This is a genomic window from Sphingobium sufflavum, assembly GCF_021403115.1.
GTDB lineage: Bacteria > Pseudomonadota > Alphaproteobacteria > Sphingomonadales > Sphingomonadaceae > Sphingobium > Sphingobium sufflavum.
On record NZ_JAJSSH010000001.1, the window covers coordinates 61542 to 83690 of the forward strand.

At 67.0% G+C, this 22149-nt stretch carries 23 protein-coding genes; 18 read left to right on the forward strand and 5 right to left on the reverse strand.

Features of this window, described 5'->3' with window-relative positions:
* Nucleotides 1-184 precede the first annotated feature (184 nt).
* Genes LWE61_RS00345 through LWE61_RS00355 form a run of 3 tightly spaced genes read left to right on the forward strand, consistent with a single transcriptional unit; the run spans nucleotide 185 to nucleotide 2635 of the window.
* On the forward strand, nucleotides 185-793 hold the full coding sequence (locus tag LWE61_RS00345; protein WP_234148565.1) for a DUF1285 domain-containing protein: 609 nt from the start codon (nucleotides 185-187) through the stop codon (nucleotides 791-793).
* A complete protein-coding gene (locus LWE61_RS00350; protein ID WP_234148566.1) occupies nucleotides 780-1403 on the forward strand; it encodes a CoA pyrophosphatase in 624 nt (207 codons plus the stop codon). The genes LWE61_RS00345 and LWE61_RS00350 overlap by 14 nt, the downstream gene beginning before the upstream one ends.
* Nucleotides 1400-2635 carry a CCA tRNA nucleotidyltransferase gene (locus LWE61_RS00355; RefSeq protein ID WP_407696169.1) on the forward strand — a complete coding sequence of 412 codons (1236 nt, stop codon included), beginning with the start codon at nucleotides 1400-1402 and terminating at the stop codon, nucleotides 2633-2635. The genes LWE61_RS00350 and LWE61_RS00355 overlap by 4 nt, the downstream gene beginning before the upstream one ends.
* A 31-nt stretch (nucleotides 2636-2666) precedes the next feature.
* Here LWE61_RS00355 and LWE61_RS00360 read toward each other — a convergent pair whose 3' ends face one another.
* Both LWE61_RS00360 and parC read right to left on the reverse strand, forming a co-directional pair.
* Nucleotides 2667-4313 (reverse strand): putative bifunctional diguanylate cyclase/phosphodiesterase, encoded by a 1647-nt coding sequence (locus tag LWE61_RS00360; protein WP_234147733.1) that lies wholly within the window; start codon nucleotides 4311-4313, stop codon nucleotides 2667-2669.
* 205 nt (nucleotides 4314-4518) lie between these two features.
* A complete protein-coding gene (gene parC / locus LWE61_RS00365; RefSeq protein WP_234148568.1) occupies nucleotides 4519-6843 on the reverse strand; it encodes a DNA topoisomerase IV subunit A in 2325 nt (774 codons plus the stop codon).
* Nucleotides 6844-7108: 265 nt separating this feature from the next.
* On the opposite strand from parC, the gene LWE61_RS00370 reads away from it, so the two are divergent.
* From LWE61_RS00370 to LWE61_RS00385, 4 genes are all read left to right on the forward strand, one after another.
* A complete protein-coding gene (locus LWE61_RS00370) occupies nucleotides 7109-7312 on the forward strand; it encodes a hypothetical protein (RefSeq protein WP_234147735.1) in 204 nt (67 codons plus the stop codon).
* A gap of 73 nt (nucleotides 7313-7385) precedes the next feature.
* Nucleotides 7386-8387: a porphobilinogen synthase gene (gene hemB / locus LWE61_RS00375; protein ID WP_234147736.1), complete on the forward strand. Its 1002-nt coding sequence runs from the start codon at nucleotides 7386-7388 to the stop codon at nucleotides 8385-8387.
* Nucleotides 8384-8929 (forward strand): GNAT family N-acetyltransferase, encoded by a 546-nt coding sequence (locus tag LWE61_RS00380; RefSeq protein WP_234147738.1) that lies wholly within the window; start codon nucleotides 8384-8386, stop codon nucleotides 8927-8929. The genes hemB and LWE61_RS00380 overlap by 4 nt, the downstream gene beginning before the upstream one ends.
* Nucleotides 8926-9495 carry a gamma carbonic anhydrase family protein gene (locus LWE61_RS00385; RefSeq protein WP_234147741.1) on the forward strand — a complete coding sequence of 190 codons (570 nt, stop codon included), beginning with the start codon at nucleotides 8926-8928 and terminating at the stop codon, nucleotides 9493-9495. Before LWE61_RS00380 ends, LWE61_RS00385 begins: the two co-directional genes overlap by 4 nt.
* Here the strand turns inward: LWE61_RS00385 and LWE61_RS00390 are convergent.
* Nucleotides 9476-9997 carry a hypothetical protein gene (locus LWE61_RS00390; protein ID WP_234147743.1) on the reverse strand — a complete coding sequence of 174 codons (522 nt, stop codon included), beginning with the start codon at nucleotides 9995-9997 and terminating at the stop codon, nucleotides 9476-9478. The two genes, LWE61_RS00385 and LWE61_RS00390, sit on opposite strands and share 20 nt — an antisense overlap.
* Nucleotides 9998-10497: 500 nt before the next feature.
* Here LWE61_RS00390 and rplU point away from each other — a divergent pair, with 500 nt between their 5' ends.
* Nucleotides 10498-10797, forward strand: a complete 300-nt coding sequence (gene rplU / locus LWE61_RS00395) for a 50S ribosomal protein L21 (RefSeq protein ID WP_234147744.1) — start codon at nucleotides 10498-10500, stop codon at nucleotides 10795-10797.
* Nucleotides 10798-10812: 15 nt separating this feature from the next.
* Complete coding sequence (gene rpmA, locus LWE61_RS00400; RefSeq protein ID WP_234147747.1) at nucleotides 10813-11082, forward strand: 50S ribosomal protein L27; 270 nt, start codon at nucleotides 10813-10815, stop codon at nucleotides 11080-11082.
* Nucleotides 11083-11392: 310 nt separating this feature from the next.
* On the opposite strand, the gene LWE61_RS00405 is transcribed toward rpmA, so the two are convergent.
* On the reverse strand, nucleotides 11393-12046 hold the full coding sequence (locus LWE61_RS00405; protein ID WP_234147749.1) for a carboxymuconolactone decarboxylase family protein: 654 nt from the start codon (nucleotides 12044-12046) through the stop codon (nucleotides 11393-11395).
* A 145-nt stretch (nucleotides 12047-12191) separates the two neighbouring features.
* Nucleotides 12192-12845 (reverse strand): carboxymuconolactone decarboxylase family protein, encoded by a 654-nt coding sequence (locus LWE61_RS00410; RefSeq protein WP_234147751.1) that lies wholly within the window; start codon nucleotides 12843-12845, stop codon nucleotides 12192-12194.
* 188 nt (nucleotides 12846-13033) lie between these two features.
* On the opposite strand from LWE61_RS00410, the gene LWE61_RS00415 reads away from it, so the two are divergent.
* From LWE61_RS00415 to LWE61_RS00455, 9 genes are all read left to right on the forward strand, one after another.
* The gene (locus LWE61_RS00415) at nucleotides 13034-13936 is read left to right on the forward strand and encodes a dienelactone hydrolase family protein (RefSeq protein WP_234147752.1); all 903 of its coding nucleotides are present in this window, start codon (nucleotides 13034-13036) and stop codon (nucleotides 13934-13936) included.
* A 197-nt stretch (nucleotides 13937-14133) separates the two neighbouring features.
* On the forward strand, nucleotides 14134-14715 hold the full coding sequence (locus tag LWE61_RS00420; protein WP_234147754.1) for a GNAT family N-acetyltransferase: 582 nt from the start codon (nucleotides 14134-14136) through the stop codon (nucleotides 14713-14715).
* A gap of 148 nt (nucleotides 14716-14863) precedes the next feature.
* A complete protein-coding gene (gene obgE, locus LWE61_RS00425) occupies nucleotides 14864-15940 on the forward strand; it encodes a GTPase ObgE (RefSeq protein ID WP_234147756.1) in 1077 nt (358 codons plus the stop codon).
* Complete coding sequence (locus LWE61_RS00430; protein WP_234147758.1) at nucleotides 15925-16107, forward strand: hypothetical protein; 183 nt, start codon at nucleotides 15925-15927, stop codon at nucleotides 16105-16107. The genes obgE and LWE61_RS00430 overlap by 16 nt, the downstream gene beginning before the upstream one ends.
* Nucleotides 16104-17234, forward strand: a complete 1131-nt coding sequence (gene proB, locus LWE61_RS00435) for a glutamate 5-kinase (RefSeq protein ID WP_234147761.1) — start codon at nucleotides 16104-16106, stop codon at nucleotides 17232-17234. The genes LWE61_RS00430 and proB overlap by 4 nt, the downstream gene beginning before the upstream one ends.
* A 4-nt stretch (nucleotides 17235-17238) precedes the next feature.
* Entirely contained in the window at nucleotides 17239-18171 is a 933-nt protein-coding gene (locus tag LWE61_RS00440; RefSeq protein WP_234147763.1) for an NAD-dependent epimerase/dehydratase family protein, read from the forward strand.
* A 125-nt stretch (nucleotides 18172-18296) separates the two neighbouring features.
* Nucleotides 18297-18545: an acyl carrier protein gene (locus tag LWE61_RS00445; protein WP_234147764.1), complete on the forward strand. Its 249-nt coding sequence runs from the start codon at nucleotides 18297-18299 to the stop codon at nucleotides 18543-18545.
* A 7-nt stretch (nucleotides 18546-18552) separates the two neighbouring features.
* Nucleotides 18553-19815, forward strand: a complete 1263-nt coding sequence (spt, locus tag LWE61_RS00450; protein WP_234147766.1) for a serine palmitoyltransferase — start codon at nucleotides 18553-18555, stop codon at nucleotides 19813-19815.
* A 72-nt stretch (nucleotides 19816-19887) separates the two neighbouring features.
* The gene (locus LWE61_RS00455) at nucleotides 19888-21966 is read left to right on the forward strand and encodes an ATP-binding protein (protein ID WP_234147768.1); all 2079 of its coding nucleotides are present in this window, start codon (nucleotides 19888-19890) and stop codon (nucleotides 21964-21966) included.
* Nucleotides 21967-22149 lie beyond the last annotated feature (183 nt).

Sequence of the window (22149 nt, forward strand, 5' to 3'; positions counted from 1 at the left end):
ACCCCAGATTTGATCCGGGGTCGAGTTACCTCTTCCGGCCACTCGCATTGCCTCAAGTCTGAAGAAAAGCGGGCCGCCGGATCACGGTCGGGATGATGTCAGGAAACCCCGTCCCCACAACCGCCCTCCCCCTTTCTGCCCAAAGGGGTTTACGCGGGTGGAGGGGGCACCCTATCTCTGGGGCATGCCCATGGACCCGCCCCCCGACCTTGCCACCCTGTCCCTCGCCGACATTGCGAAGCTGGCCGCCGAACGCAAATTGCCACCGGTCGAGCAATGGAACCCCACCCATTGCGGCCATAGCGGCATGCGAATCGCGCGTGACGGCACCTGGTTTCATGAGGGCAGCCCCATCGGGCGCAAGGAGATGGTGCGCCTCTTCTCCACCGTGTTGCGGCGGGAACCGGACGGCAGCCATGTGCTGGTCACGCCGGTCGAGAAGCTGGACATCGACGTGGAGGACGCCCCCTTCATCGCCATCGCCATGCAGACGAGCGGCGAAGGGCAGGCGCGGGAGATCGCCTTTTCGCTGAACACCGGCGACCTGGTGCTGCTCGACGGCGATCATGCGCTGAGCGTGCGGCACGACGAAAATGGTCCCCGTCCCTATGTCGCGGTGCGCGGCGGGCTGGAGGCGCGGATCGGGCGCAACGTCTATTATGAGCTGGCCGCCATCGCGATAGAGGAAGGTGCGGGCGCAGAAGGTGCGAACGGGGAGGTGGGCGTGTGGAGCCATGGCCGTTTCTTCCCGCTGGGCGGCGCGGAGGACGGGACCGGCGATGGCGCTGCGTGACCATATCGCGCGCATTCTGGAGGAAGGCCATGCGCGCGCCCATCCCGACATCGTCCTGGGCGCCTCCCATGACGAGACGCCGGAGGGCGACCATCTGCCCTCCGCCGTCCTGATCGCCATCACCGACCGACCGGAACCGGGCCTGATCCTGACCCAAAGGTCGGAGCAGTTGCGCAAGCATCCGGGACAGGTCGCCTTTCCCGGCGGGCGGGTCGACCCGGAGGATGCGGACGCGATCGCCGCCGCCCTGCGCGAGGCGAAGGAGGAGATCGGGCTGCCCCCCGCGCTGGTCGACGTGATCGGCACGACCGACCCGTTTCGAACCCACACCGGCTATTCCATCATCCCGGTCGTGGCGGTGATCCCGCCGGACGTGGATTTCGTGCCCGAACCGCGCGAGGTCGACGCGATCTTCGAGGTGCCGTTGGCCTATGCCCTCGACCCCACCCGCCGCAGCCTGATCTTCACCGAGTTCGAGGGGCGGATGCGCGATTATCATGAGATATTGTGGAAGGACCGGCGCATCTGGGGCGTGACGGCGGGGATGCTGGTCAACCTCTCCTATCGGCTCGACCTCGATTCGCTTCGCGCCAGCGGGGCGGGACGGTGACGGACGCTGCTGCGCCCGATCCCCTGCCCGACCATGTCCCCGCCGGGGGCTGGCGCGACGACCCCGACCTGTTGCGGCTGGCCGCGGTGCTGGGCGGCGACGGGGAAGCACGGGTAGTCGGCGGGGCGGTGCGCGACCGGCTGCTGGAGCTGGCGGTCAAGGATGTGGACATCGCCACTGCGCATCGTCCGCAAGCTGTCATCGAGCGGCTGAAGGCGGCGGGGATCAAGGCGATTCCGACCGGCATCGCCCATGGCACCGTCACCGGAATATTGCCGCGCGGGCCAGTGGAGATCACCACGCTGCGCCATGATGTGACGACCGATGGGCGGCGCGCCACCGTCGCCTTTGCCAGCGACTGGCGGGAGGATGCGGCACGGCGCGACTTTACGATGAACGCACTCTACGCCGACCCGTCGACCGGCGCGCTGCATGATTATTTCGGCGGGCGGGCGGACCTTGCCCTCGGACGGGTGCGATTCATCGGCGATGCGGCGACCCGGATCGACGAGGATCATCTGCGTATCCTGCGCTATTTCCGGTTCCTCGCCCGATTTGGCGTGGCCGATGCCGCGACGGAGGATTATGCCGCCTGCGTCGCCAAGGCGCCAACCCTGATGGCGCTGTCGCGTGAGCGGATCGCGGACGAAATGCTCAAGCTGCTCGGCACCGCAGACCCGGTGCCCGCGCTGCGCCTGATGGTCGAGGGCGGCATCTTCACATCCATCATCCCGGAAATCACCGGCGACGGGCCGAATCGGGTCGCGGCGCTGATCGCGCGGGAGACCGCGATGGGCGAAGCGCCCGACGGCCTGCTGCGCCTCGTCGCGCTGTTGCCGGAGGATGGAGCGGTGGCGGAACGGGTCGCCGCCCGGCTGAAACTGTCCAACAAGGCGCGGGCGCGAATCGGCGCGGCGCTGGGCGAGGCGGTGACGGGGGATGCTCGGGCGCTGGCCTATCGGCTGGGCCATCGCGGCGCGCTGGACCGGATCGCGCTGGGGCGAGCCTTTGATCCACAGGAGGCGCCGATGCTGGCGGCATGGACCGCGCCGCGCCTGCCCGTCAGCGGCGGCGACCTGATCGCGCGAGGCATGACGGCGGGGCCGCAGGTCGCGCAGGCCCTGCGGGCACTGGAAGAGGAATGGATCGCGGCGGGCTATCCGGCGCGGGAGGAAACGCTGGCGCTGGCCGATTCGCTGCCGGGCCTGACGAGGGCGGGCGACGGGAATTGAGAGATCGGCGGCCGGAGGAGCTGAGCGCGGATCAGGTCGCGGGCTTGTAGCGGTCCCGCCAGAAGGCGAAGGCGTCGTCGGCCGACATGGGACGGGCATAATGATAGCCCTGCCCCCGGTCGCAACCCAGATCGGCCAGCGCCTGCCCGACTTCCGCCGTCTCGATACCCTCTGCCACCGTCCGCATGCCCAGCGCACCGGCAAGGCTGAGGATGGCGCGGACGATCGCGACCTTGTCGCCATCGTCGACCATGCCGTTCACGAAGCTGCGGTCGATCTTGAGCACGTCGATGGGCAGCATCTGGAGATTGGCGAGGTTGGAGAAGCCGGTGCCGAAATCGTCCATCGCGATGGTCAGGTCCATCGCCTTGAGCGCGTTCAACAGGCGGCGCGTCTTGTCGATGTCGGTGACAAGGGCGCTTTCGGTGACTTCCACCGTGACCCGCGCGCCATCGACGCCCGACGCCAGCAATGCCTCGCGCACCGCATCGGCCACATCGTCGCGCGCGATCTGCACCGGCGAGACGTTGACGTTGAGGGTGAGCGGCACGCGCCCCCCGAATTGCCTGTCCCAATGGGCCAGATGCTCCGCCGCCTTGCGTAGCGCCCAGCGGCCGAGCGGCAGGATCAGGCCCGACTCCTCCGCCACCGGGATGAATTTCACGGGCGAGACAAAGCCCAGCTCCGCATCGTTCCAGCGGGCCAGCGCCTCGAACCCCACGACCTCCCCGGTCGCCAGCGAGACGAACGGCTGGAAATCGAGGTGCAGCGCATCCTGCGCCAGCGCGTCGCGCAGGCGGCTTTCGAGGTTGAACCGCTCCTGCGCTTCGATCAGCGTGCTGGGCCGGTAAACCTCGAACGCGCCGCTTTGCTTGGAGCGTTTGACGGCGGCCTGCGCGCGACGGAACAGCTCCTCGGCGTCATCCTCGTCCCCATTGGCGAGGGCGCACCCGACAGCGGCCTCCACATTGATGAGATAGGAGGAGATGCGAATCGGGGTGGCCAGCGCGGCGCGGACGCGATTGGCGATTTGCAGCACATCGTCCATGCCGGACACGTCGGTCGAGTGGATGGCGAATTCATTGCCGCCGACGCGGCCCAGCACGTCACCCGCGCGCAGGATCGACTTGATGCGGCGCGCGACGGTGATGATGATCTCGTCGCCCGCGATGGAACCGAGCGATTCGTTGATACGGCTGAAGCGGACCAGATCGACCGTGATGATCGCATGGCCGACCTGCGGCCGCGCGTCGCGCGTCTCGACCTCCTCCAGGAAACCGGCGCGGTTGGGCAGCGCGGTTAGCATGTCGGTCAGCAGTTCGCGGCGCAGCACCTTCTCGATCCGGCTGGCGTCCGATCGGTCGATGGCGGTAAATAGGGCCAGCGGGCCGGACCCGCCGGGCAGGACGATTCGCGCCACCGACGCGCTATAGGTGCGGGGACCGAGCGCGCTGCCATAGTCTAGGTCGAACTGGAGCGCATCCTCCTGCCCCATGGCGACAGCATGGATGCGCGGAATCCAGCCCGCCCGCTGCGCTTCGTCCCCCGGCGAGGGTTCGGCGTTGCGGTCCAGCAGGAACTGATCGAAGCGGCAGTTGGTGGCGATGAACTCCACCGAGTCGCCGCAGGGCCGGAGGACGGCGGCGGGGTGAAGAATCGCATCGACCATCGAGCGCATGCCCGCAATGTCATGCAGATCCAGAGCGGAATCAGCATGGCGCAACGGAGCCTTAGGGCTTTGTTTGAGGCGCGCAGCACGAGCGGTCATGAATCATGGCATAGCCAATGGATAGTAAATGAACGCTAAATCATGCGGCAATTCGCAATGTTTTCTATGATTTAAACCAGGTTAGGCTGCCTGGCGCCCGATCATTAGAGTCGGCTCACCCAAAACGATTGTCCCGGCGGAAACCCTGTGGCGGCATCCGGCCGGATGCGCCCCGCGCCGCGCGCCACGGCAACAGATCGACTTCGGTCCGCGTCCGCCCCGTCTCGCCGCCCATCGCCCAGCTCAATCCGTCCGCCAGGACAAAAGTGGTCGCGTCGGACAGGCCGCCGTCGCGATACCGCTGGAGCTGAACCCCCTGCCCCCGCGCCATGACCGGCATTTCGGCCAGCGCAAAGACCACCAGCTTGCGGTTGTTGCCGATCACGGCAACGCTGTCCGCCCCCGGTTCGATGACGCGAATCACGGCCAGCGAGGAGCCGGGGCGCAGGTTGACCACCTGCCGCCCCTTGCGCGTTTCCGCGATCACATCGTCGATCTGCGCCACGAAACCGCGCCCGTCGCTGGACGCGAGGAGGAGGCGACCACCGGGGCGAGCGACCATCAGCGCCTTCACCTGCGTCTCGTTCGCCATGTCGATCATCAGCCGCACAGGCTCGCCAAAGCCGCGCCCGCCGGGCAACTTGTCCGCGCCCAGCGTAAAGAAGCGGCCGTCGGACGCGATGAGGAGCAGCTTGTCCGTCGTCTGGGTGTGGAAGGCAAAGGCGGGGCCGTCACCCTCCTTGAACTTCGCCGCTTCGGTGGCGGACAGGTCGACATGCCCCTTCATCGCGCGAATCCAGCCGCGTTGGGACAGGATGACGGTGATCGGTTCGCGCTCGATCATCGCCTCCAGCGGGATCTCACGAGCGGGACCGGCTTCCTCGATGGCAGTACGGCGCGCGCCGATGCCCGATTCGGGGGCGTACCGCTTGCGGATCGCACCCAGATCCTTCTTGAGCCGGGTACGCTGGCGGCCGGGATTGTCGATGAGCTTGTTCAGCTCCTCGCGCTCCTTGAGCAGTTCGTCATGCTCGCGGCGCAGCTCCATCTCCTCCAGCTTGCGCAGGGAGCGCAGGCGCATGTTGAGGATCGCTTCGGCCTGCCGGTCGGTGAGGCTGAACTCCGCCATCATCACCTGCTTCGGCTCGTCCTCGGTGCGGATGATCTCGATCACCCGGTCGAGGTTGAGGAAGGCGATGATATAGCCTTCGAGCAGTTCCAGCCGGTCGGCGATCTTTTCCAGCCGGTAGCGGGAGCGGCGCAGCAGCACCTCTATCTGGTGGCGCAGCCATTCGGTGAGAACGGTTCGCAGGCCCATCACGCGCGGGGTGCGCGTCGCGTCCAGCACGTTGAGGTTGAGCGGGAAGCGGGTTTCGAGGTCGGTCAGGCGAAACAGGCTGTCCATCAACACGTCGGGATCGACGGTGCGGCTGCGCGGTTCCAGCACCAGCCGGATCTCCGCATCCGATTCGTCGCGCACATCGGCCAGGATCGGCAGCTTCTTGTCGGTGATGAGCGTCGCGATCTGCTCGATCAGCTTCGACTTCTGCACATGATAGGGGATTTCGGTGACGACAAGCTGCCAGGTGCCGTTGGCGAGCTTCTCCGGCACCACCACCCATTTGCCGTCGACCTCCTTGCCCGCGAAGCGCGCGCGCAGGCGGAAGGAGCCGCGCCCGGTGGCATAGGCGTTGGCGATTACATGCGGGCCATCGACGAGGATACCGCCGGTCGGGAAGTCCGGGCCGCGCACGACCTGCATCAGCGCCGCATCGTCCGATTCGGGTGCGTCGATCAACAGCATGGCGGCGTCGATGATCTCCGCCACATTATGCGGCGGGATGCTGGTCGCCATGCCCACCGCGATGCCGCTGGCGCCATTGGCGAGGAGATTGGGAAACAGGCCGGGGAACACCTCCGGCTCTTCCTCCTCCCCATTATAGGTGGGGCGGAAATCGACCGTCCCCTCGTCCAGACCGGCCATCAGGTCGGCGGCGGGCTGGGTCAACCGCGCCTCGGTATAGCGCATGGCCGCGGCATTATCGCCGTCGATATTGCCGAAATTGCCCTGACCCTGGACCAGAGGCGTGCGGAGCGAGAACTCCTGCGCGAGGCGGACCATCGCGTCATAGACGGAGGTGTCGCCATGTGGATGATATTTGCCGATGACATCGCCGACCACGCGGGCGCATTTCTTGTAGCCGGTGCCGTTGCGCGCCGGATTGGCGACGAGGATGTCGGGATTCGCCCCGCTCGGCTCCAGCTTCAGCAACCGCATCGCCCAGAGCAGGCGTCGGTGCACCGGCTTCAGCCCGTCGCGCAGATCGGGCAGCGAACGTGCCGTGATCGTCGACAGGGCGTAAACCAGATAGCGTTCGGAAAGCGCCTCATCAAAGGGATGATCCTTGATGGCGTCGAAGGGATCGCGGAAATCGGACATGCGCGGCATCGAATATCAGCCGCCTGCCCCGTTGAACAGGGTGTCGCGCAGGAGAGGGTGGTTCCATCGCGATAATGCGGTTCGGCGCACGCCGCTGGCGGCCCGGCGCAATGCCGGTACGCGCCCGTACCGTTCCCCTTGTATTGCCGTGCCGCCCGGAAGAACGGAAAATTAACCATGATCGGCCAGACTGTCGGCCATTGGGATGGAGCGGATGGGGGTCCGCGCCGAACCCGTCATGGCCGTTTTGAGGGTGGGTGAACCAATGCTGCAATTCGCTATCGTTATTTATGGGCTGCTCCTGAGCTTCGTTCTGTCGTCCGCATCGCGCAACAAGCGCGAGGGCCGGGCGCACGCGCGGTCGCTGGTCTATGTCGGCTATATCCTGTGCGGCCTGTCCGCCGGCGCGGCCGTGGGCCTGCCGCTGGTCGCCAGCATGGGCGTCGATCTGGTCGCGCTGACCGCCTGATCCGCCCGCTGAGGCATTTCGTCCAGCCACAAGCCAATTGATCCCGGACCCCGGCGGGCTTATCTCGCCGGGCATGAGCTTTACCCCTGCCGCCTATCCGGCGATCCGCCTGCGACGCACCCGCGCCTCCACCTGGAGCCGCGCGATGCACGCCGAACACCGCCTCTCCCCCGCCGACCTGATCTGGCCGCTGTTCGTGACCGAGGGGAAGCAGGTGGAAGAACCGATCAAGTCCCTGCCCGGCGTGTCGCGCTGGTCCGTCGACCGGATCGTGGAGCGCGCGCGCGAAGGGGTGGACGCGGGCATCCCCTGCCTCGCCCTCTTCCCCAACACCCAGCCCGACCGGCGCAGTGACGATGGCGTCGAGGCGCTGAACCCCGACAATCTGATGTGCCGGGCGATTCGCGCGATCAAGGATGCGGGGCTGGACGTGGGTCTGCTGACCGATGTGGCGCTCGATCCCTATACCGCCCATGGGCAGGACGGGCTGATCGACGAGGCCGGCTATGTCGTCAATGACGCGACCGTGGACGCGCTGGTCGGGCAGGCGCTGAACCAGGCGGCGGCGGGCGCGGACATCATCGCCCCGTCCGATATGATGGACGGCCGCATCGGTGCGATTCGCGAGGCGCTGGAGCAGGAGGGCCATGCCAACGTGCAGATCATGGCCTATGCCGCCAAATATGCCTCCGCCTTCTATGGCCCGTTCCGCGATGCGGTGGGCAGCGGCGGCCTGCTGAAGGGCAACAAGAAAAGCTATCAGATGGACCCGGCCAATATGGGCGAAGCGCTGCGCGAGGTCGCTCTGGACATTGCCGAGGGCGCGGACAGCGTGATGGTGAAGCCCGGCCTGCCCTATCTGGACGTGGTGGCGCGGGTGAAGGACAGCTTCAACATCCCCGTCTTCGCCTATCAGGTGTCAGGCGAATATGCGATGATCGAGGCCGCCGTCGCCGTGGGCGCGGGGGAGCGGGAGGCGCTGGTGCTGGAGACGCTGATGAGCTTCAAGCGGGCGGGCTGCACCGGCGTGCTGACCTATCATGCGCTGGATGCGGCGCGCCTGATGGCGCGGTGACTTTTACAACTGTTACAACCGAAAGGCTGATCCTGCGCTGGTGGCGGCCGGAGGACAAGGCGGACTGGTTTCGCCTGTCCGGCGACCCGCGCGTCATGGCCACGCTCGGCCCCGTGTTGGATCGAGCGCAGTCCGACGCGATGGTCGACCTGATGGTCGGCTATCGCCAGACGCATCGCTTCATCTTCTGGGCCATGGAGCGGCGGGCGGATGGCCGGGTCATCGGCTTTTGCGGCCTGAAGCCCGGCGCGGAGGGCACACCCATCGAGGGGCAGGTTGAGATCGGCTGGCGGCTGGACGCCGACCTGTGGGGACAGGGCTATGCCCGCGAGGCGGCGGAGGCCAGCCTCGACTGGGGCTGGCGCACGCTGGGCGTGGACAGCATCTGGGCGATCACCGCCCGATCCAACAGCCGAAGCTGGGGCCTAATGGAAAGGCTTGGCATGGGCCGCCGGGAGGACCATGATTTCGATCATCCGGCGGTGGCCGATGGCGACCCGCTGAAACCCCATGTCACCTATGCGATCGGACGCCCCGCATGACCGGACCCACCATCCTGCCCATCAACGGCAAATATCCGCGAATCCATGACAGCGCCTTCATCGCGGCGGGCGTGGTGATCGTTGGCGACGTGGAGATCGGGCCGGAGGCCAGCGTCTGGTACAATTGCGTGATCCGCGCCGACATCAACCATATCCGCATCGGCGCGCGGTCCAACATCCAGGACGGCACCGTCATCCATTGCGACAGCCCCAAGCCGGGCAATCCCGACGGGCACCCCACGATCATTGGCGAAGACGTGCTGATCGGCCATCTCGCCATGGTGCATGGCTGCATCCTGCACCCGCGCGCCTTCGTCGGGCTGGGCGCGATCGTGATGGACGGGTGTGAGATCGAAGCGGACGCTATGCTGGCGGCGGGAGCGATGCTCACCCCCGGCAAGCGCCTGCCCTCCGGCCAGCTCTGGCAGGGCCGCCCCGCCAAATATGCGCGCGACCTGAGCGAGGCCGACATTGCGGGCATGAAAGCGGGCGTCGCGGGCTATGTCATCAACGCGGCGATGCACAAGGCCGCCGCACAGGACGCGATCAGGGCCGCGTCAGCCTGAACCGCAGCGAATCCAGCCGGTCGTTCTGCCGGTCGACCATAGCGAGGACGGGCGCGCGATACCCCTCCACGGCGGACACGTCGCGGCCCCCGTTGAGCTGCTCCACATAGATGCTGTCCATGCCCGCCAGCGCGCTGACGCTGTCGAATCGGCTGGCGTCGAGCGCGCTGAGCGCCTGCTGCGCGAGAATCCAGGCTTCGCTGGAGACGGACGCCGTGCCCGCCGCCGCCGCAACGGCCCGGTCCGACTGGGCCACGTCGCGGTCGAAGGCGCTGCCGCCCGCCGTCGCCTGCGTCGAGAGTCGACCCAGTTCGGCCAGCACCGCGGCATCGAGCGGCCTGGGCGCGACCACCTGTTCCGCCGCCTTCGCCAGTTCCGCATCGCGGTCCCGGCTTTCCACCGGACGGCGCGAGAGGGAGGGATAGGTGCGTTGCTGGGCGTGGGCCGATTCGACGGACCCGAACCACAGGAGCGCAAGGAGGGCGGTGAGACGACGTAGCATGATGGCCGGGATGTAGGCGGCGAGCGGAGCCGGTGCAAGATGGGCGCGTGCATGGTGAAGAGGCCGTCCCCGATTCGGCGGGTGCGGGAAGGCGCGGGTGAGCGGGCGGCGAATCGCGGCCGCCATCGCATGAGGGCGGGGCGTTGGCGTTTCCGGTCCGGTGCGGCGACAACGCCCGGCTTCCCTTGGCTATGCCCTATTTTTGGAAGGACTGGCGTCACGTCCGCCGAGATGGGCGAATCGCCGAAATGTCCCGGCCCTGCTCTTTGCTCAGAAAGGGCAGCCTTTCGACAAGTCCAAGGCATAGGGTCCAAAATAGCGGACAGGAAAGCCGCTCACCCCGGCCAGTGGCGCCGTGGGAGGGGGCAGGAATCCCACATTCGCGGCCGGCATCTCCATTGACAGTCCGCAACTCATCTACTAACGCGCCAACTTCTCGCGTGCTGACCCCGGTTTGCGGTGTCGGTCGCGTCATGCTTTTGACCAGAAGAGATAAGCCCATGTTCGCAGTCGTGCGCACGGGCGGCAAGCAGTATCGCGTAGCCGCCGGAGACAAGATCGTCGTTGAGAAGCTGGCCGGTGACGCCGGTGACAAGGTTACGCTGGACGACGTCCTGTTCGCAGGCGAAGGCAGCGAACTCAAGGACACCAAGGGCCTGACCGTTGCCGCCGAGATCATCGCGCAGGCAAAGGCCGACAAGGTCATCGTTTTCAAGAAGCGCCGCCGGCACAATTACCGTCGCCGCAACGGCCACCGCCAGCAGCACACGATCCTCAAGATCGTGTCCATCGGCGCCTGATAGGAGCACCCAGCAATGGCACATAAGAAAGCAGGCGGCTCGTCGCGCAACGGTCGCGACTCCGAGTCGAAGCGCCTTGGCGTGAAGAAGTTCGGTGGCCAGCAGGTCATCGGCGGCAACATCATCATCCGCCAGCGCGGCACGCGCGTCTATCCGGGCCGCAACGTCGGCATCGGCAAGGACCACACGCTGTTCGCCCTGACCGAAGGTCGCGTGACCTTCCATGACGGCAAGCTGGGCCGCAAGTATGTTTCCGTCGACGCCGTGGCTCTCGCAGCCGAGTAAGCGCGACGATCCCGGTCCCAAGGGGACATGGGAAGCCAAGAGGGCGGGCCGCGAGGTCCGCCCTTTTTGCGTCATGGGGCGATTCGGGGGAGGCGGACGGTTCCGGGACCGGGGGGGCGGAGACAGGCGGGATGATGGCCCTGCGGCTAAACCCGGCTGGCGTGCGAAGCCCCGCTTGAGCCGGGGGCATCCCTTAATTGCGGGGAAATCCCGGCCTTCCCGGAATGACGGAAGAATGGCCCTGCATCGTCGGCCCGACAATCGCGGGCGAGGCGGCCGGGAGTAACCCGGCCACCCGCCCCTGCGCCTCTCAATAGCCGCGGGTGGAGGTCCAGTCCTCCGTCTCCATCGGCTTGTAGGTCGCGCCCGGCACCTTGCCCGATGCATGCTTCAGGTCGAAGCCGATGGGGTCGGCATGTTCGATGCCCACTTCGAAGGAGGACAGCGCCCAGCTCGTCATCACATAATGGCCGATGGTGAAGGTCAGGTCCATCAACTGCTGGCGGTTGTAATGGCGCGAGAGGGTGGCCCAGGTCGCATCGCTGATCTTGCCCAGGTCGATCAGTTCATCGACGGAATCGAGCACGGCCTTGTCCTGCTCCGCCCAGCCGAAGACGATCGGCTCCTCCTGACAGGCCGCAATCTCCTCCAGCGTGATGCCGCAGTTGATCGCATAGCCGACATGGTTGTGCCACTCATAGGCCGACTTCACCCGCCATGCGACGCGCAGCACGATCAGCTCCAGCTGGCGCAGGGCCAGCGAGTTGTTCATAAGGAAGTGTTTGCCCCATTCGTTATAGACCTTACCCAGCGGCGGGTGCTGCGCCATCACGTTGATGACATTGGTCTTCGATCCTTCTTCCCAGGCGTTCGGCTCGCCCCAGAAGGCGCAGACTTCCCGTGCGGGATCGGTAAGCTCCTCACGCGGCAGCGGGGGGACGCGGGGGCTGGTCTGCTCAGACATATCTTCTCCAATGAAAGGCTATGCACCCCGTTATCGCGAGCGCGGGCATCAAGGCAAGCCGCCCCTGCGATCTGGTCCCCCGTTCAGACCCCCTGTTCAGGCCCCCTGTTCCGGTCAAGCGAACAGGCCCTGCGTTCTGGCCCGATCAGCCTTCCGCCCAATCGTCCGTCTCGCCGGGCCGGAACCGCACGCCCGGCGTCTGGCCCGACGCCGTGCGGAGATCGAAGCCGATCCGGTCGACACCCTCCTCCAGCGGGATGCCGAAGGCGGCGATGGACCAGCTCAGCATCACATAATGGCCGATGGTGAAGACCATATCCATCAGCTGCTCCTTCGAGAAGCTGCGCGACAGGGTGGCCCATGTCGCGTCCGAAATCCGCGAATCCCGCACCAGTTCGTCGACCGCGCGCAGCACCGCCCGATCCTCCTCCCGGTCGTCCCACACGGCGGCGTCCGGCCCCTCCCCGATCCCGGCGACCTCGGCCAGCGTAAGCCCCGCCTTGAGCGCGTAGCCGACATGGTAATGCCATTCATATTCGGCCTTCAGATGCCAGCTGGTCCGCAGCACGATCAGTTCGCGCGCGCGCACCGGCACCGTCGAATCGAGCAGCAGATGCTTGCCAAAGATGTTGAACGCCCGGCCCAGCGGCGGGTGGTTGGCCATCACCATCTGGATATTGGTGCGCGATCCATTCTCCCACGACCCCGGCTCGCCCCAGAAGGAAAAGACCTCCCGCGCCGGGTCGGTCCACTGGTCGCGGGGCAGGTTGGGGATGCGGGGCGGAGTCGTATCGGGCATGGCCTCTCCGGCGGGGCGGCCGGTGCCTGGATGGCCAGCCTTGTCCTCTACCGTCAGGGGTAACGAGCGGGCCGGAGCCGAGTCAAGCGATCCGCCCGGAACGGTCGGCAGCCTTCCCGCCAATCCTTGCAATCCTATCATATTGCCATAGGTTCGCGATGCGGCACGGGGCCATGGGAGCTTTGAGGATGACGAACGATCTTTTGCCAGACGATAGCGGACCAGAGGACGACAATTGGATCGCGACCGGCCTCAATCGCCGTGCGGTGATCCGCGGCGGGGCCTATGCCGCCGGTTTCGCCCTCGCCTGCCAGCCGATTTCCGCCGCGACGATCCAGACGTCCGGCGACGGGCTGGTGCAAGAGACGACGACGTTCAAGGCGCCCGACGGCGTCTCCCTGCCGCTGTTCGTCGCCCGGCCCAAGGGCGGCAAGCCCGCCCCCGTCATCGTGGTGGTGCATGAGATCTTCGGCGTGCATGAATGGGTGAAGGACATCTGCCGCCGCTTGGCCAAGGCGGGCTATTACGCGGTCGCGCCGGACCTGTTCGCGCGCGCGGGCGACGCCACCAAGGTCGCCGACATGAAGCAACTGAGCGCCACCATCGTCTCCCCCACCCCCGATGCACAGGTGCTGGCCGACATCGACGCCCTCTATGCCTGGGCCGGGGCGCATGGCGGCGATGCGCGGCGGCGCGGCATCACCGGCTTTTGCTGGGGCGGGCGAATCGTGTGGCTCTATGCCGCCCATTCGGCCCACCTGGATGCGGGCGTGGCCTTCTATGGCAGGCTGAACAGCCAGCCGACCGCGCTCCAGCCGCAGTCGGCGCTGGGCACGGCGGCGGCGCTCCATGCCCCGGTGCTGGGCCAATATGGCGGCAAGGATCGCGGTATCCCCCTGACCGATGTCGAGGCGATGCGCGCGAAACTGACCGAAACCGGCAAATCGCCCCCGTCCGCCATCACCGTCTATCCGGAGGCGGAGCATGGCTTCATGGCGGATTACCGGCCCAGCTATCATGAGCAGGCCGCCGCTGCAGCCTGGACCGCATCGCTGGCGTGGTTCGGCACATATCTGAAACACACCGGCTGACCCGGCCCCGCCGCAGATTTGCGGCGGACCGTTTTGCCAACAGCGATTCCGCGGGATCGAAAGGCGATCTTTGCCGTTGAGCGGGTGGGAGTGCGGCACGGCATTTCCGCCCGCGCTGTCGCATACCTGTCACCTTTGGAGACTAAAGGCCGCGCGACGGGGACGAGCAACGCCAGAGCAAAAAAGGAAAACCGCAGATGTTCGCCCGCACCGAGAGACTGATATTGCGCCCCAGTTGGCCGGAGGACGCGGAGCCGCTGGCCAAGGCGCTGAGCGATCCCGCCATCGCCCGCACCCTGTTGGACGCGCCCACCGCGATCGACCCCAGCGGCACCCGTGAGTGGATCGGCGAACCGCGCGATCCCCGCCTGCCCGATTTCCTCGCCTTCATGCGCACGCGCGGCGCGCCCCGGCTGGTCGGCGGCGCGGGTATTTCGCGGCGTGAGGACGGCAAGCTGGAGCTACGCTACTGGATCGAGCGGTCCCATTGGGGGCTGGGCTATGCCACGGAGGCGACCCGCGCGGTGATGCGGATCGCGCGCGCCACCGGCCTGATGGGCGTCCGGGCGGGCCATCTGCTGGACAACCCCGCCTCCGCCCGCGTGCTGCGCAAGATCGGGTTCAGCCCGACCGGCCGCATCGAACCGCGCCTCAACCCCGCGCTGGCCAGCGACGTGGCGGTGGTCGAGTTCGAATATGACGGCCGGACGCAGGATTCCCGCGACACGGACGAACCGGCGCGCGAAATCTACAGCGACAAGCTGTTCGCCTGGGCCTGAAAACACGCCTGAAAAGATGGCGGCGGGGCGGCGACAGGCGCTGTCCCGGCCGGAATCCGGCTAGATAACCGGCTGATTCGCACCCTGTCCCGCTTTCCACGCGGTTGGGTGGTGGCACCTTGGCCCGAATCCCTCTATGGCGCGGGCCATGCATTTTCTCGATCAAGCCAAGATTTTCATTCGCTCCGGCGCGGGCGGCCCCGGAGGCGTCAGCTTCCGGCGTGAAAAATTCATCCAATATGGCGGCCCCGACGGCGGTGACGGCGGCAAGGGCGGCGATATTATCTTTGAGGCCGTCGCGGGCCTGAACACCCTCATCGACTTTCGCTACACCCAGCATTTCAAGGCGCAGCGCGGTATTCCCGGCATGGGCAAGAACCGCACGGGTGCGGGCGGCAACGACAAGATCATCAAGGTGCCGGTGGGCACGCAGATCATCACCGACCCGGACGAGGAAGGCTATTCCGAGTTGCTGGCCGACTTCACCGAGCCGGGCCAGCGCATCGTCCTGTTGAAGGGTGGCGATGGCGGTCGCGGCAACCTGAGCTACAAGACCAGCACCAACCGCGCGCCACGCCAGCATGGCACGGGCTGGCCGGGTGAGGAGAAATGGGTGTGGCTGCGGCTGAAGCTGCTGGCCGATGTCGGCCTGGTCGGCCTGCCCAATGCCGGCAAGTCCACCTTCATCAACCAGGTGACGAACACCAAGGCGAAGGTCGGGGCCTATGCCTTCACCACCACCAAGCCGCAGCTGGGCGTGGTCAGCCACAAGCAGAATGAATTCGTGCTGGCCGACATCCCCGGCCTGATCGCCGGCGCATCCGAAGGGGTCGGCATCGGCGACCGCTTCCTGGGCCATATCGAACGGTGCCGGGTGCTGCTGCACCTGATCGACGCGACGGTGGACGACCCGATCGAGGCCTGGGAAGTCGTGATGGGCGAACTGGAAGCCTATGGCGAGGGGCTGGACGAAAAGCCGCAGATCGTGGCGCTGAACAAGGGCGACCTGCTCGGCCCCGAACTGATGGAAGATATTGCCGAACAGTTGCAGGAGGCCGGTGTGGAGGAGATATTCATCATCTCCGGCGCGACCGGCGAGGGTGTGGAAGACTTGCTGGATGCGCTGGTCGAGCGCGTCGGGCAGCCCGGCTATCGGTCCGACGAGGGCGACGACGAAGATGGCGAGGGCGAAGCGGAGGAGGCAAAGCCATGGTCGCCAATCTGACACGCTATAGCGCGTGCAAGGTTCACCCTGACACGCCAGACAGGCCGGTGCGCGAACGCAGGGCGGCGCAGGCCGCCCCCTCCGCCGGGCAGGGTAGCAGCGGGGCGCAGCGGACCGATCCGACCGGCGACGAGCCGGTGCGCCTGTTCGCATGGGTCAGTGCATGAGTGAATCGCTTACGGGGTTCCGCGCCAATGTCTGTGGCCGGATCATCGTCAAGGTCGGTTCCTCCCTGCTGGTCAGCAAGGATGGCGAGGTCCGCCGCGACTGGCTGAAGACGCTGGTCGCGGAGATTGCCGCGCGCCACCGGGCGGGCCAGCGCCTCATCATCGTGTCGTCCGGCTCCATCGCGCTGGGCGCGCGGCGGCTGGGGCTGGCCAAGGGCGGGCGCGCCACGCTGGAAGATGCGCAGGCCGCCGCCGCCGTCGGGCAGATCGCCCTGTCGGGCATCTGGGCCGAGCTGTTGCAGGCGGAAGGGGTCGCCGCCGCGCAGATTCTCGTCACGCTGGACGATCTGGAGCATCGCCGCCGCTATCTCAACGCCTCCGCCACCCTCGAACGGCTGCTGGGGCTGGGCGTGATCCCGGTGGTGAACGAGAATGACAGCGTCGCGACGGAGGAAATCCGGTTCGGCGACAATGACCGGCTGGCCGCGCGCATCGGGCAGGCGGCGCAGGCGGATGCGGTGGTGCTGCTGTCCGACATCGACGGCCTGTACACCGCCAACCCGCATGTCGACCCGGCGGCGGAACTGATCCCCATGGTCGAGCGGATCAACGCGCGCATCACCAGCATGGCGACGGCGGAATCGGCGTCCGGCATGGGATCGGGCGGCATGGCGTCCAAGGTGGAGGCGGCGCGCATCGCGACCGGCGCGGGCATGCACCTGTCGATCATCTCCGGCCGGGTCGACGCGCCGCTGACCCGTTGGGTCCAGTCGGGGCGCGGCACCATATTCCGCGCCGACAAGCGCAAGACGGCACGCAAGACATGGCTGGCGGGGCGACTGACCGTGCGCGGCACGCTGGTCGTGGACGAAGGCGCGGTGGCGGCGCTGGCGCGGGGACGCAGCCTTCTGCCCGCCGGGGTAAAGGGCAGCAGCGGCGACTATCGACGCGGCGACGTGGTCAATATCGCGGCCCCCGACGGCGCGGTGATCGCGCGCGGCCTGACTGAATTTGACGCGGATGACGCGGCGCGCATCATCGGCCACCGGAGCGAGGACATAGCCGCCATATTGGGCGAGGTGCAACGGTCCGTGCTGGTCCATCGCGACCATATGGTGGTGCTGTGACGCCATGGACGGGGCACGCCGCATGATCGTGGCGCTGACCGGCGCGACCGGCTTCCTGGGCGGGGCGGTACTGGAGCGGCTGATCGCGGACGGCCATGGCGTGCGCGCGCTGACCCGGCGACCGCAGCCGGAGCGGCCGGGCGTGGCGTGGATCGCGGGCGATCTGGCGGACGAACCGGCGCTGGCCAGCCTCGTGGCGGGAACGGACGCCGTCATCCATGTCGCGGGCGCGGTCAATGTGCCGGGCCGTGCCGCCTTCTTCGCCGCCAATGCGGAGGGCACGCGGGTGCTGGTCGAGCAGGCGCAGGCGGCGGGCGTGACGCGCTTCGTCCTCGTCTCCTCGCTTTCCGCGCGCGAACCGCAGCTCTCCGACTATGGCTGGTCCAAGCGGGAAGGGGAGCGGATGGTGGAGGCCGGCACCCTCGACTGGACGATCGTGCGTCCGCCCGCCATCTATGGTCCCGGCGACCGGGAGATGCTGGAGATGTTCCAGATGGCGGCGCGTGGCCTCGTCATGCTGCCCCCCACTGGCCGGTTGTCGGTGATCCATGCCGACGATCTGGCCGGGCTGCTGGTGCTGCTGGCCGGGGATCGGTCCGGCCTGTCGACCGGGGCGACCTATGAGGTCGATGACGGCGCGCCGGGCGGGTTCAGCCATGTCGATTTCGCCCATGCGCTGGGCCGGGCGGTCGGACGGCGGGCCTTTGCCCTGTCGCTGCCCCGCCTCGCGCTGATGCTGGGCGCGCGCGTCGATGGCCTGTTGCGCGGCAAGGGGGCCAAGCTGACCGCCGACCGAGTCCGCTATTTCTGCCATCCCGACTGGGTCGCCGCGCCGGACCGGCGGGTACCGGAAAGCCTGTGGCGCGCCGGGATCGCCGTGGAACAGGGCCTGACCGCCACCGCCGCCGCCTATAGGGCGAAGGGCTGGCTGAAATAGGCTTCTGTCGCGACGGGTCTTCAAACGCCGCCCGTTCCAGACTATTGCCCGATTGACGCCGCAATCGCCTGCCATGGCGAAACCGGGGCAAGGATCGCCCTCCCATAAGAAAGAGATTCCGTCGCATGACCGACCGCCAGAGCATTTTCGACAGCGTGACCGCCCAGATCGCGCCGTTCAACAAGAAGGGTGCGACGCTGAGCGACAGCACCACCTTTGCCGGCGACCTCGAATGGGACAGCCTGACCGTCATGGATTTCGTCGCGGCGATCGAGGATGAATTCGACATCATCATCACCATGAACATGCAGGCGGAGATCGAGACGGTCGGCCAGTTGGTCGATGCCGTCGCCAAGCTCCAGGCGGAAGGCTGACCGGCCCATGAGCGACGCCATCGAAACCGCCGCCGATGCCCACACCCCCGCGGAGACGCCGGGCGCACGCGACCTCTTCTCCAAGTTCGACGCGCTCATCAACGAGCGTGAGGCGATATTGGCGGCGGGCGTGCGCGATCCGTTCGGCATCGTGATGGACGAGGTGAAGTCCCCCACCCTCGCGGTCATCAAGGGCAAGGACACGATCCTGCTCGGCACCTATAATTACATGGGCATGACCTTCGACCCGGACGTGGTGGCGGCGGGCAAGAAGGCGCTGGACGATTTCGGCGCGGGCACGACCGGCAGCCGCTGCCTCAACGGCACCTATCAGGGCCATATGGAGGTCGAGGACGCGCTGAAGGATTTCTATGGCACGTCGGGCGCCATGGTCTTCTCCACCGGGTACCAGGCCAATCTGGGCATGATCTCCACGTTGGCGGGCAAGGGCGACTATGTCATCCTCGACGCGGACAGCCATGCCTCCATCTATGATGGCTGTTTCCTGGGCGATGCAGAAATCGTGCGATTCCGCCACAACAGCGTCGAGGATCTGGACAAGCGCCTCGGCCGCCTGCCCAAGGATGCGCAGAAGCTGGTGGTGCTGGAAGGCGTCTATTCCATGCTGGGCGATGTCGCGCCCCTGCCCGCCATGGTCGCGGCGGTGCGCAAGCATCCCAATTGCATGATCCTGGTGGACGAGGCGCATGGCATGGGCTTTTTCGGCCCCAACGGTCGGGGCGTCTATGAGGAGCAGGGCGTCGAGGGCGATGTCGACTTCATCGTCGGCACCTTCTCCAAGAGCGTCGGCACGGTCGGCGGCTTCTGCGTCTCCAACCATCCGAAGTTCGAAGTGCTGCGCCTCGTCTGCCGTCCCTATGTCTTCACCGCATCGCTGCCGCCCAGCGTGGTGGCGACCGCCGCTACCTCCATCCGCAAGCTGATGGGCGCGGGCGAGAAGCGGGCGCGGCTGTGGCGCAACAGCAAGACCCTGCATGGCGGCTTGCGCGAACTGGGCTTCACGCTGGGCACGGAAACGCCGCAGTCGGCGATCATCGCCGTCATCCTGACCGACCAGACGCAGGCCATCGGCATGTGGCAGGCGCTGCTGGAACTGGGCCTGTACGTCAACATGGCGCGTCCCCCTGCGACTCCGGCGGGAACTTTCCTGCTGCGCTGCTCATTGTGCGCGGAACATTCGGAAGAGCAGGTCGGCCAGATTTTGGGCATTTTCGCTGCGGCAGGCCGTGCCGTCGGCGTGATTGTGTAAATTCGGGACGATTTGCAGCGTCATTTGGAAACCGATCTTTCCCCGGCATGGGCATTGGGTTAATACCGGCGCATGCTGGGGTTAACCCAAAGCCAAGAAAAAGGGTCGGACGACACCATCGACGATCTGCCGCAATGGCGCCGGGTGATTCCGGTGGCGCTCGGCCTGTGCCTGGCATTTGCCCTCGCGCTGCTGTTCGTGCTGGCCAATCGCGCCGCCGACGACCGGGAGGATGCGCTGGGCAACCAGCGGCGCAGCTATGAAGTCATCGCCATCGCCCGCAACCTGGAAGGCACGGTGGCGCGCGCCGAATCCCTGCTCGCGCGCTATGTCGTCAGCGTCGACGCCAAGGACGGGCAACGGTATAGCGACCAGTGGCGGCTGGCGGGAACGCTGATCGAAAATCTGCGTCGTTCGTCCCGCGACGACCCGGACAAGCTGCGCTACATCGGCCTGCTGCGCGACAGCTATGCCGCGCGCGGCAAGACTCTGAACGATATTGCGCTGCGCACCACCTATGACCAGCGGCTCGGTGCGCTGGGCCGGCTGTACGAGGCGAACCGGACGCGCGACGCCGACCGCATCCAGCGCATCCTGACCGTCATCATCGGCCATGAGATGAAGCGGCTGAACGAACGCAGCACGCTGCTCGACCGGTCGACGATGCGCGCGGACCGGCTGGCGGGCAGCTATGGGCTGGTCGGTGTCGTACTGCTGGTCGCGGCGCTGGTCGCGCTGTGGGTCGCCAACAGCGCCTTTACCGAGCGGCGCTATGCCCGGCGGCTGGCCGATTCGGAGGCGCGACGGGTCGATCATCTCGAACTGGCGGTGCAGAATCGCACGCGCGAACTGGAGGTGGCGAACGGCCGCCTGCGCACGGAGATGGAGGAACGCGCCCAGGCCGAGGAAAGCCTGCGCCAGTTGCACAAGATGGAAGCGGTGGGCCAGCTCACCGGCGGCATCGCGCATGATTTCAACAATATGCTGGCGGTGGTGATCGGCGGGCTGGAACTGGCGCGACGGCGGATCAGCGGCCGGGGCGACACCGGCGGCGCGACGACCAATGTGGGGACGAGCGGCGTGGGGACGGGCGGCAAGAGCGAGCATGGCCGCGACACCGACGACGCCGTGCGCCATATCGACAATGCCATGGAAGGCGCGAACCGCGCCGCATCGCTGACCCGGCGGCTGCTCGCCTTTGCGCGCGCCGAACCGCTGCTGCCCGCAGAGGTGGACGCCAACCAGATGATCCAGGGCATGTCCGAACTGATCGACCGGACCATCGGCGACCAGATCCACATCGTCATGGAGCCGGGGGCCGAGGACTGGCGGTTGTGGGCCGACCGGCACCAGCTGGAGAATGCGCTGCTCAACCTGTGCGTCAACGCGCGCGATGCGATGGACGGCAAGGGCACCATCACCCTGTCGAGCGGGCAGGTGACCTTGCGACCCGGCGAAATCAACGACTGCCCCGGCGGCGATTATGTGCGCCTGTCGGTGCGCGACACCGGCCATGGCATGACGCCGGACGTCCTCTCCCGCGTGTTCGAACCCTTTTTCACCACCAAGCCGGTGGGCAAGGGCACCGGACTGGGACTGAGCCAGGTGTTCGGCTATATCGGCAGTTGCGGCGGCGAAATCCGCATCCTGTCGAAGCCGGAACAGGGGACGGAGGTGCAGATCTTCCTGCCCCGCAGCCAGCGCAGCGGCGAACGGGAAGCCTCCCGTCTGCTGACCGAGGCCGCGATGGCCCCCGCCGCGCCGCGCCGGTCGGTGTTCGTGGTGGAGGACGACCCGCGCGTGCTGGCCGCCACGGTCGCCGCGCTGGAGGAACTGGGTCATCACAGCGTCAGTTGCGACCATCCCGCGCAGGCCGCCGACCTGCTGGCCCAATATCCCGGCACCGACATCATCCTGACCGACGTGCAGATGCCGGAAATGACCGGGCCGGAGATGATCGCCCAGATGCGGGCCCGGGGCATCGCGCTGCCCGTCCTGTTCGTCACTGGCTTTGCGGGCGACGATGCGGAGGCCGGGCTGCTGGACAATGAGCATGTGCTGCGCAAGCCCTTCACCCTCGCCCAGCTGGACCGCAAGATCGCCGAGGCATCCAGCGCGCCCGCGAGGGGCCATAAGGAAGCGGCCGCCTGACCCGTGCCTCCGCCGCCCCGTGTGGTGACGGTTGTCGGGAATGGACCGGATGGATGATGCGATGGGCGGAGGCTCGCGAATCCTTGATCCTTGCGTGTCGGCGCATTTTCCGCATGACCTTGCCCCAGTCGGGCGCTAGACCCCGGCCATGACGCGCGTTGGCGACCATCGGACAAGCGGGGC

What these genes read in the sequence shown, in the direction of transcription:
- LWE61_RS00345 (WP_234148565.1), top strand. Translation starts at nt 185, where the DNA reads ATGCCCATGGACCCGCCCCCCGACCTTGCCACCCTGTCCCTCGCCGAC.
- LWE61_RS00350 (WP_234148566.1), top strand. Translation starts at nt 780, where the DNA reads ATGGCGCTGCGTGACCATATCGCGCGCATTCTGGAGGAAGGCCATGCG.
- LWE61_RS00360 (WP_234147733.1), bottom strand. Translation starts at nt 4,313, where the DNA reads ATGCGCTCGATGGTCGATGCGATTCTTCACCCCGCCGCCGTCCTCCGG.
- parC (WP_234148568.1), bottom strand. Translation starts at nt 6,843, where the DNA reads ATGTCCGATTTCCGCGATCCCTTCGACGCCATCAAGGATCATCCCTTT.
- LWE61_RS00370 (WP_234147735.1), top strand. Translation starts at nt 7,109, where the DNA reads ATGCTGCAATTCGCTATCGTTATTTATGGGCTGCTCCTGAGCTTCGTT.
- hemB (WP_234147736.1), top strand. Translation starts at nt 7,386, where the DNA reads ATGAGCTTTACCCCTGCCGCCTATCCGGCGATCCGCCTGCGACGCACC.
- LWE61_RS00385 (WP_234147741.1), top strand. Translation starts at nt 8,926, where the DNA reads ATGACCGGACCCACCATCCTGCCCATCAACGGCAAATATCCGCGAATC.
- LWE61_RS00390 (WP_234147743.1), bottom strand. Translation starts at nt 9,997, where the DNA reads ATGCTACGTCGTCTCACCGCCCTCCTTGCGCTCCTGTGGTTCGGGTCC.
- rplU (WP_234147744.1), top strand. Translation starts at nt 10,498, where the DNA reads ATGTTCGCAGTCGTGCGCACGGGCGGCAAGCAGTATCGCGTAGCCGCC.
- rpmA (WP_234147747.1), top strand. Translation starts at nt 10,813, where the DNA reads ATGGCACATAAGAAAGCAGGCGGCTCGTCGCGCAACGGTCGCGACTCC.
- LWE61_RS00405 (WP_234147749.1), bottom strand. Translation starts at nt 12,046, where the DNA reads ATGTCTGAGCAGACCAGCCCCCGCGTCCCCCCGCTGCCGCGTGAGGAG.
- LWE61_RS00410 (WP_234147751.1), bottom strand. Translation starts at nt 12,845, where the DNA reads ATGCCCGATACGACTCCGCCCCGCATCCCCAACCTGCCCCGCGACCAG.
- LWE61_RS00415 (WP_234147752.1), top strand. Translation starts at nt 13,034, where the DNA reads ATGACGAACGATCTTTTGCCAGACGATAGCGGACCAGAGGACGACAAT.
- LWE61_RS00420 (WP_234147754.1), top strand. Translation starts at nt 14,134, where the DNA reads ATGTTCGCCCGCACCGAGAGACTGATATTGCGCCCCAGTTGGCCGGAG.
- obgE (WP_234147756.1), top strand. Translation starts at nt 14,864, where the DNA reads ATGCATTTTCTCGATCAAGCCAAGATTTTCATTCGCTCCGGCGCGGGC.
- LWE61_RS00430 (WP_234147758.1), top strand. Translation starts at nt 15,925, where the DNA reads ATGGTCGCCAATCTGACACGCTATAGCGCGTGCAAGGTTCACCCTGAC.
- proB (WP_234147761.1), top strand. Translation starts at nt 16,104, where the DNA reads ATGAGTGAATCGCTTACGGGGTTCCGCGCCAATGTCTGTGGCCGGATC.
- LWE61_RS00440 (WP_234147763.1), top strand. Translation starts at nt 17,239, where the DNA reads ATGGACGGGGCACGCCGCATGATCGTGGCGCTGACCGGCGCGACCGGC.
- LWE61_RS00445 (WP_234147764.1), top strand. Translation starts at nt 18,297, where the DNA reads ATGACCGACCGCCAGAGCATTTTCGACAGCGTGACCGCCCAGATCGCG.
- spt (WP_234147766.1), top strand. Translation starts at nt 18,553, where the DNA reads ATGAGCGACGCCATCGAAACCGCCGCCGATGCCCACACCCCCGCGGAG.
- LWE61_RS00455 (WP_234147768.1), top strand. Translation starts at nt 19,888, where the DNA reads ATGCTGGGGTTAACCCAAAGCCAAGAAAAAGGGTCGGACGACACCATC.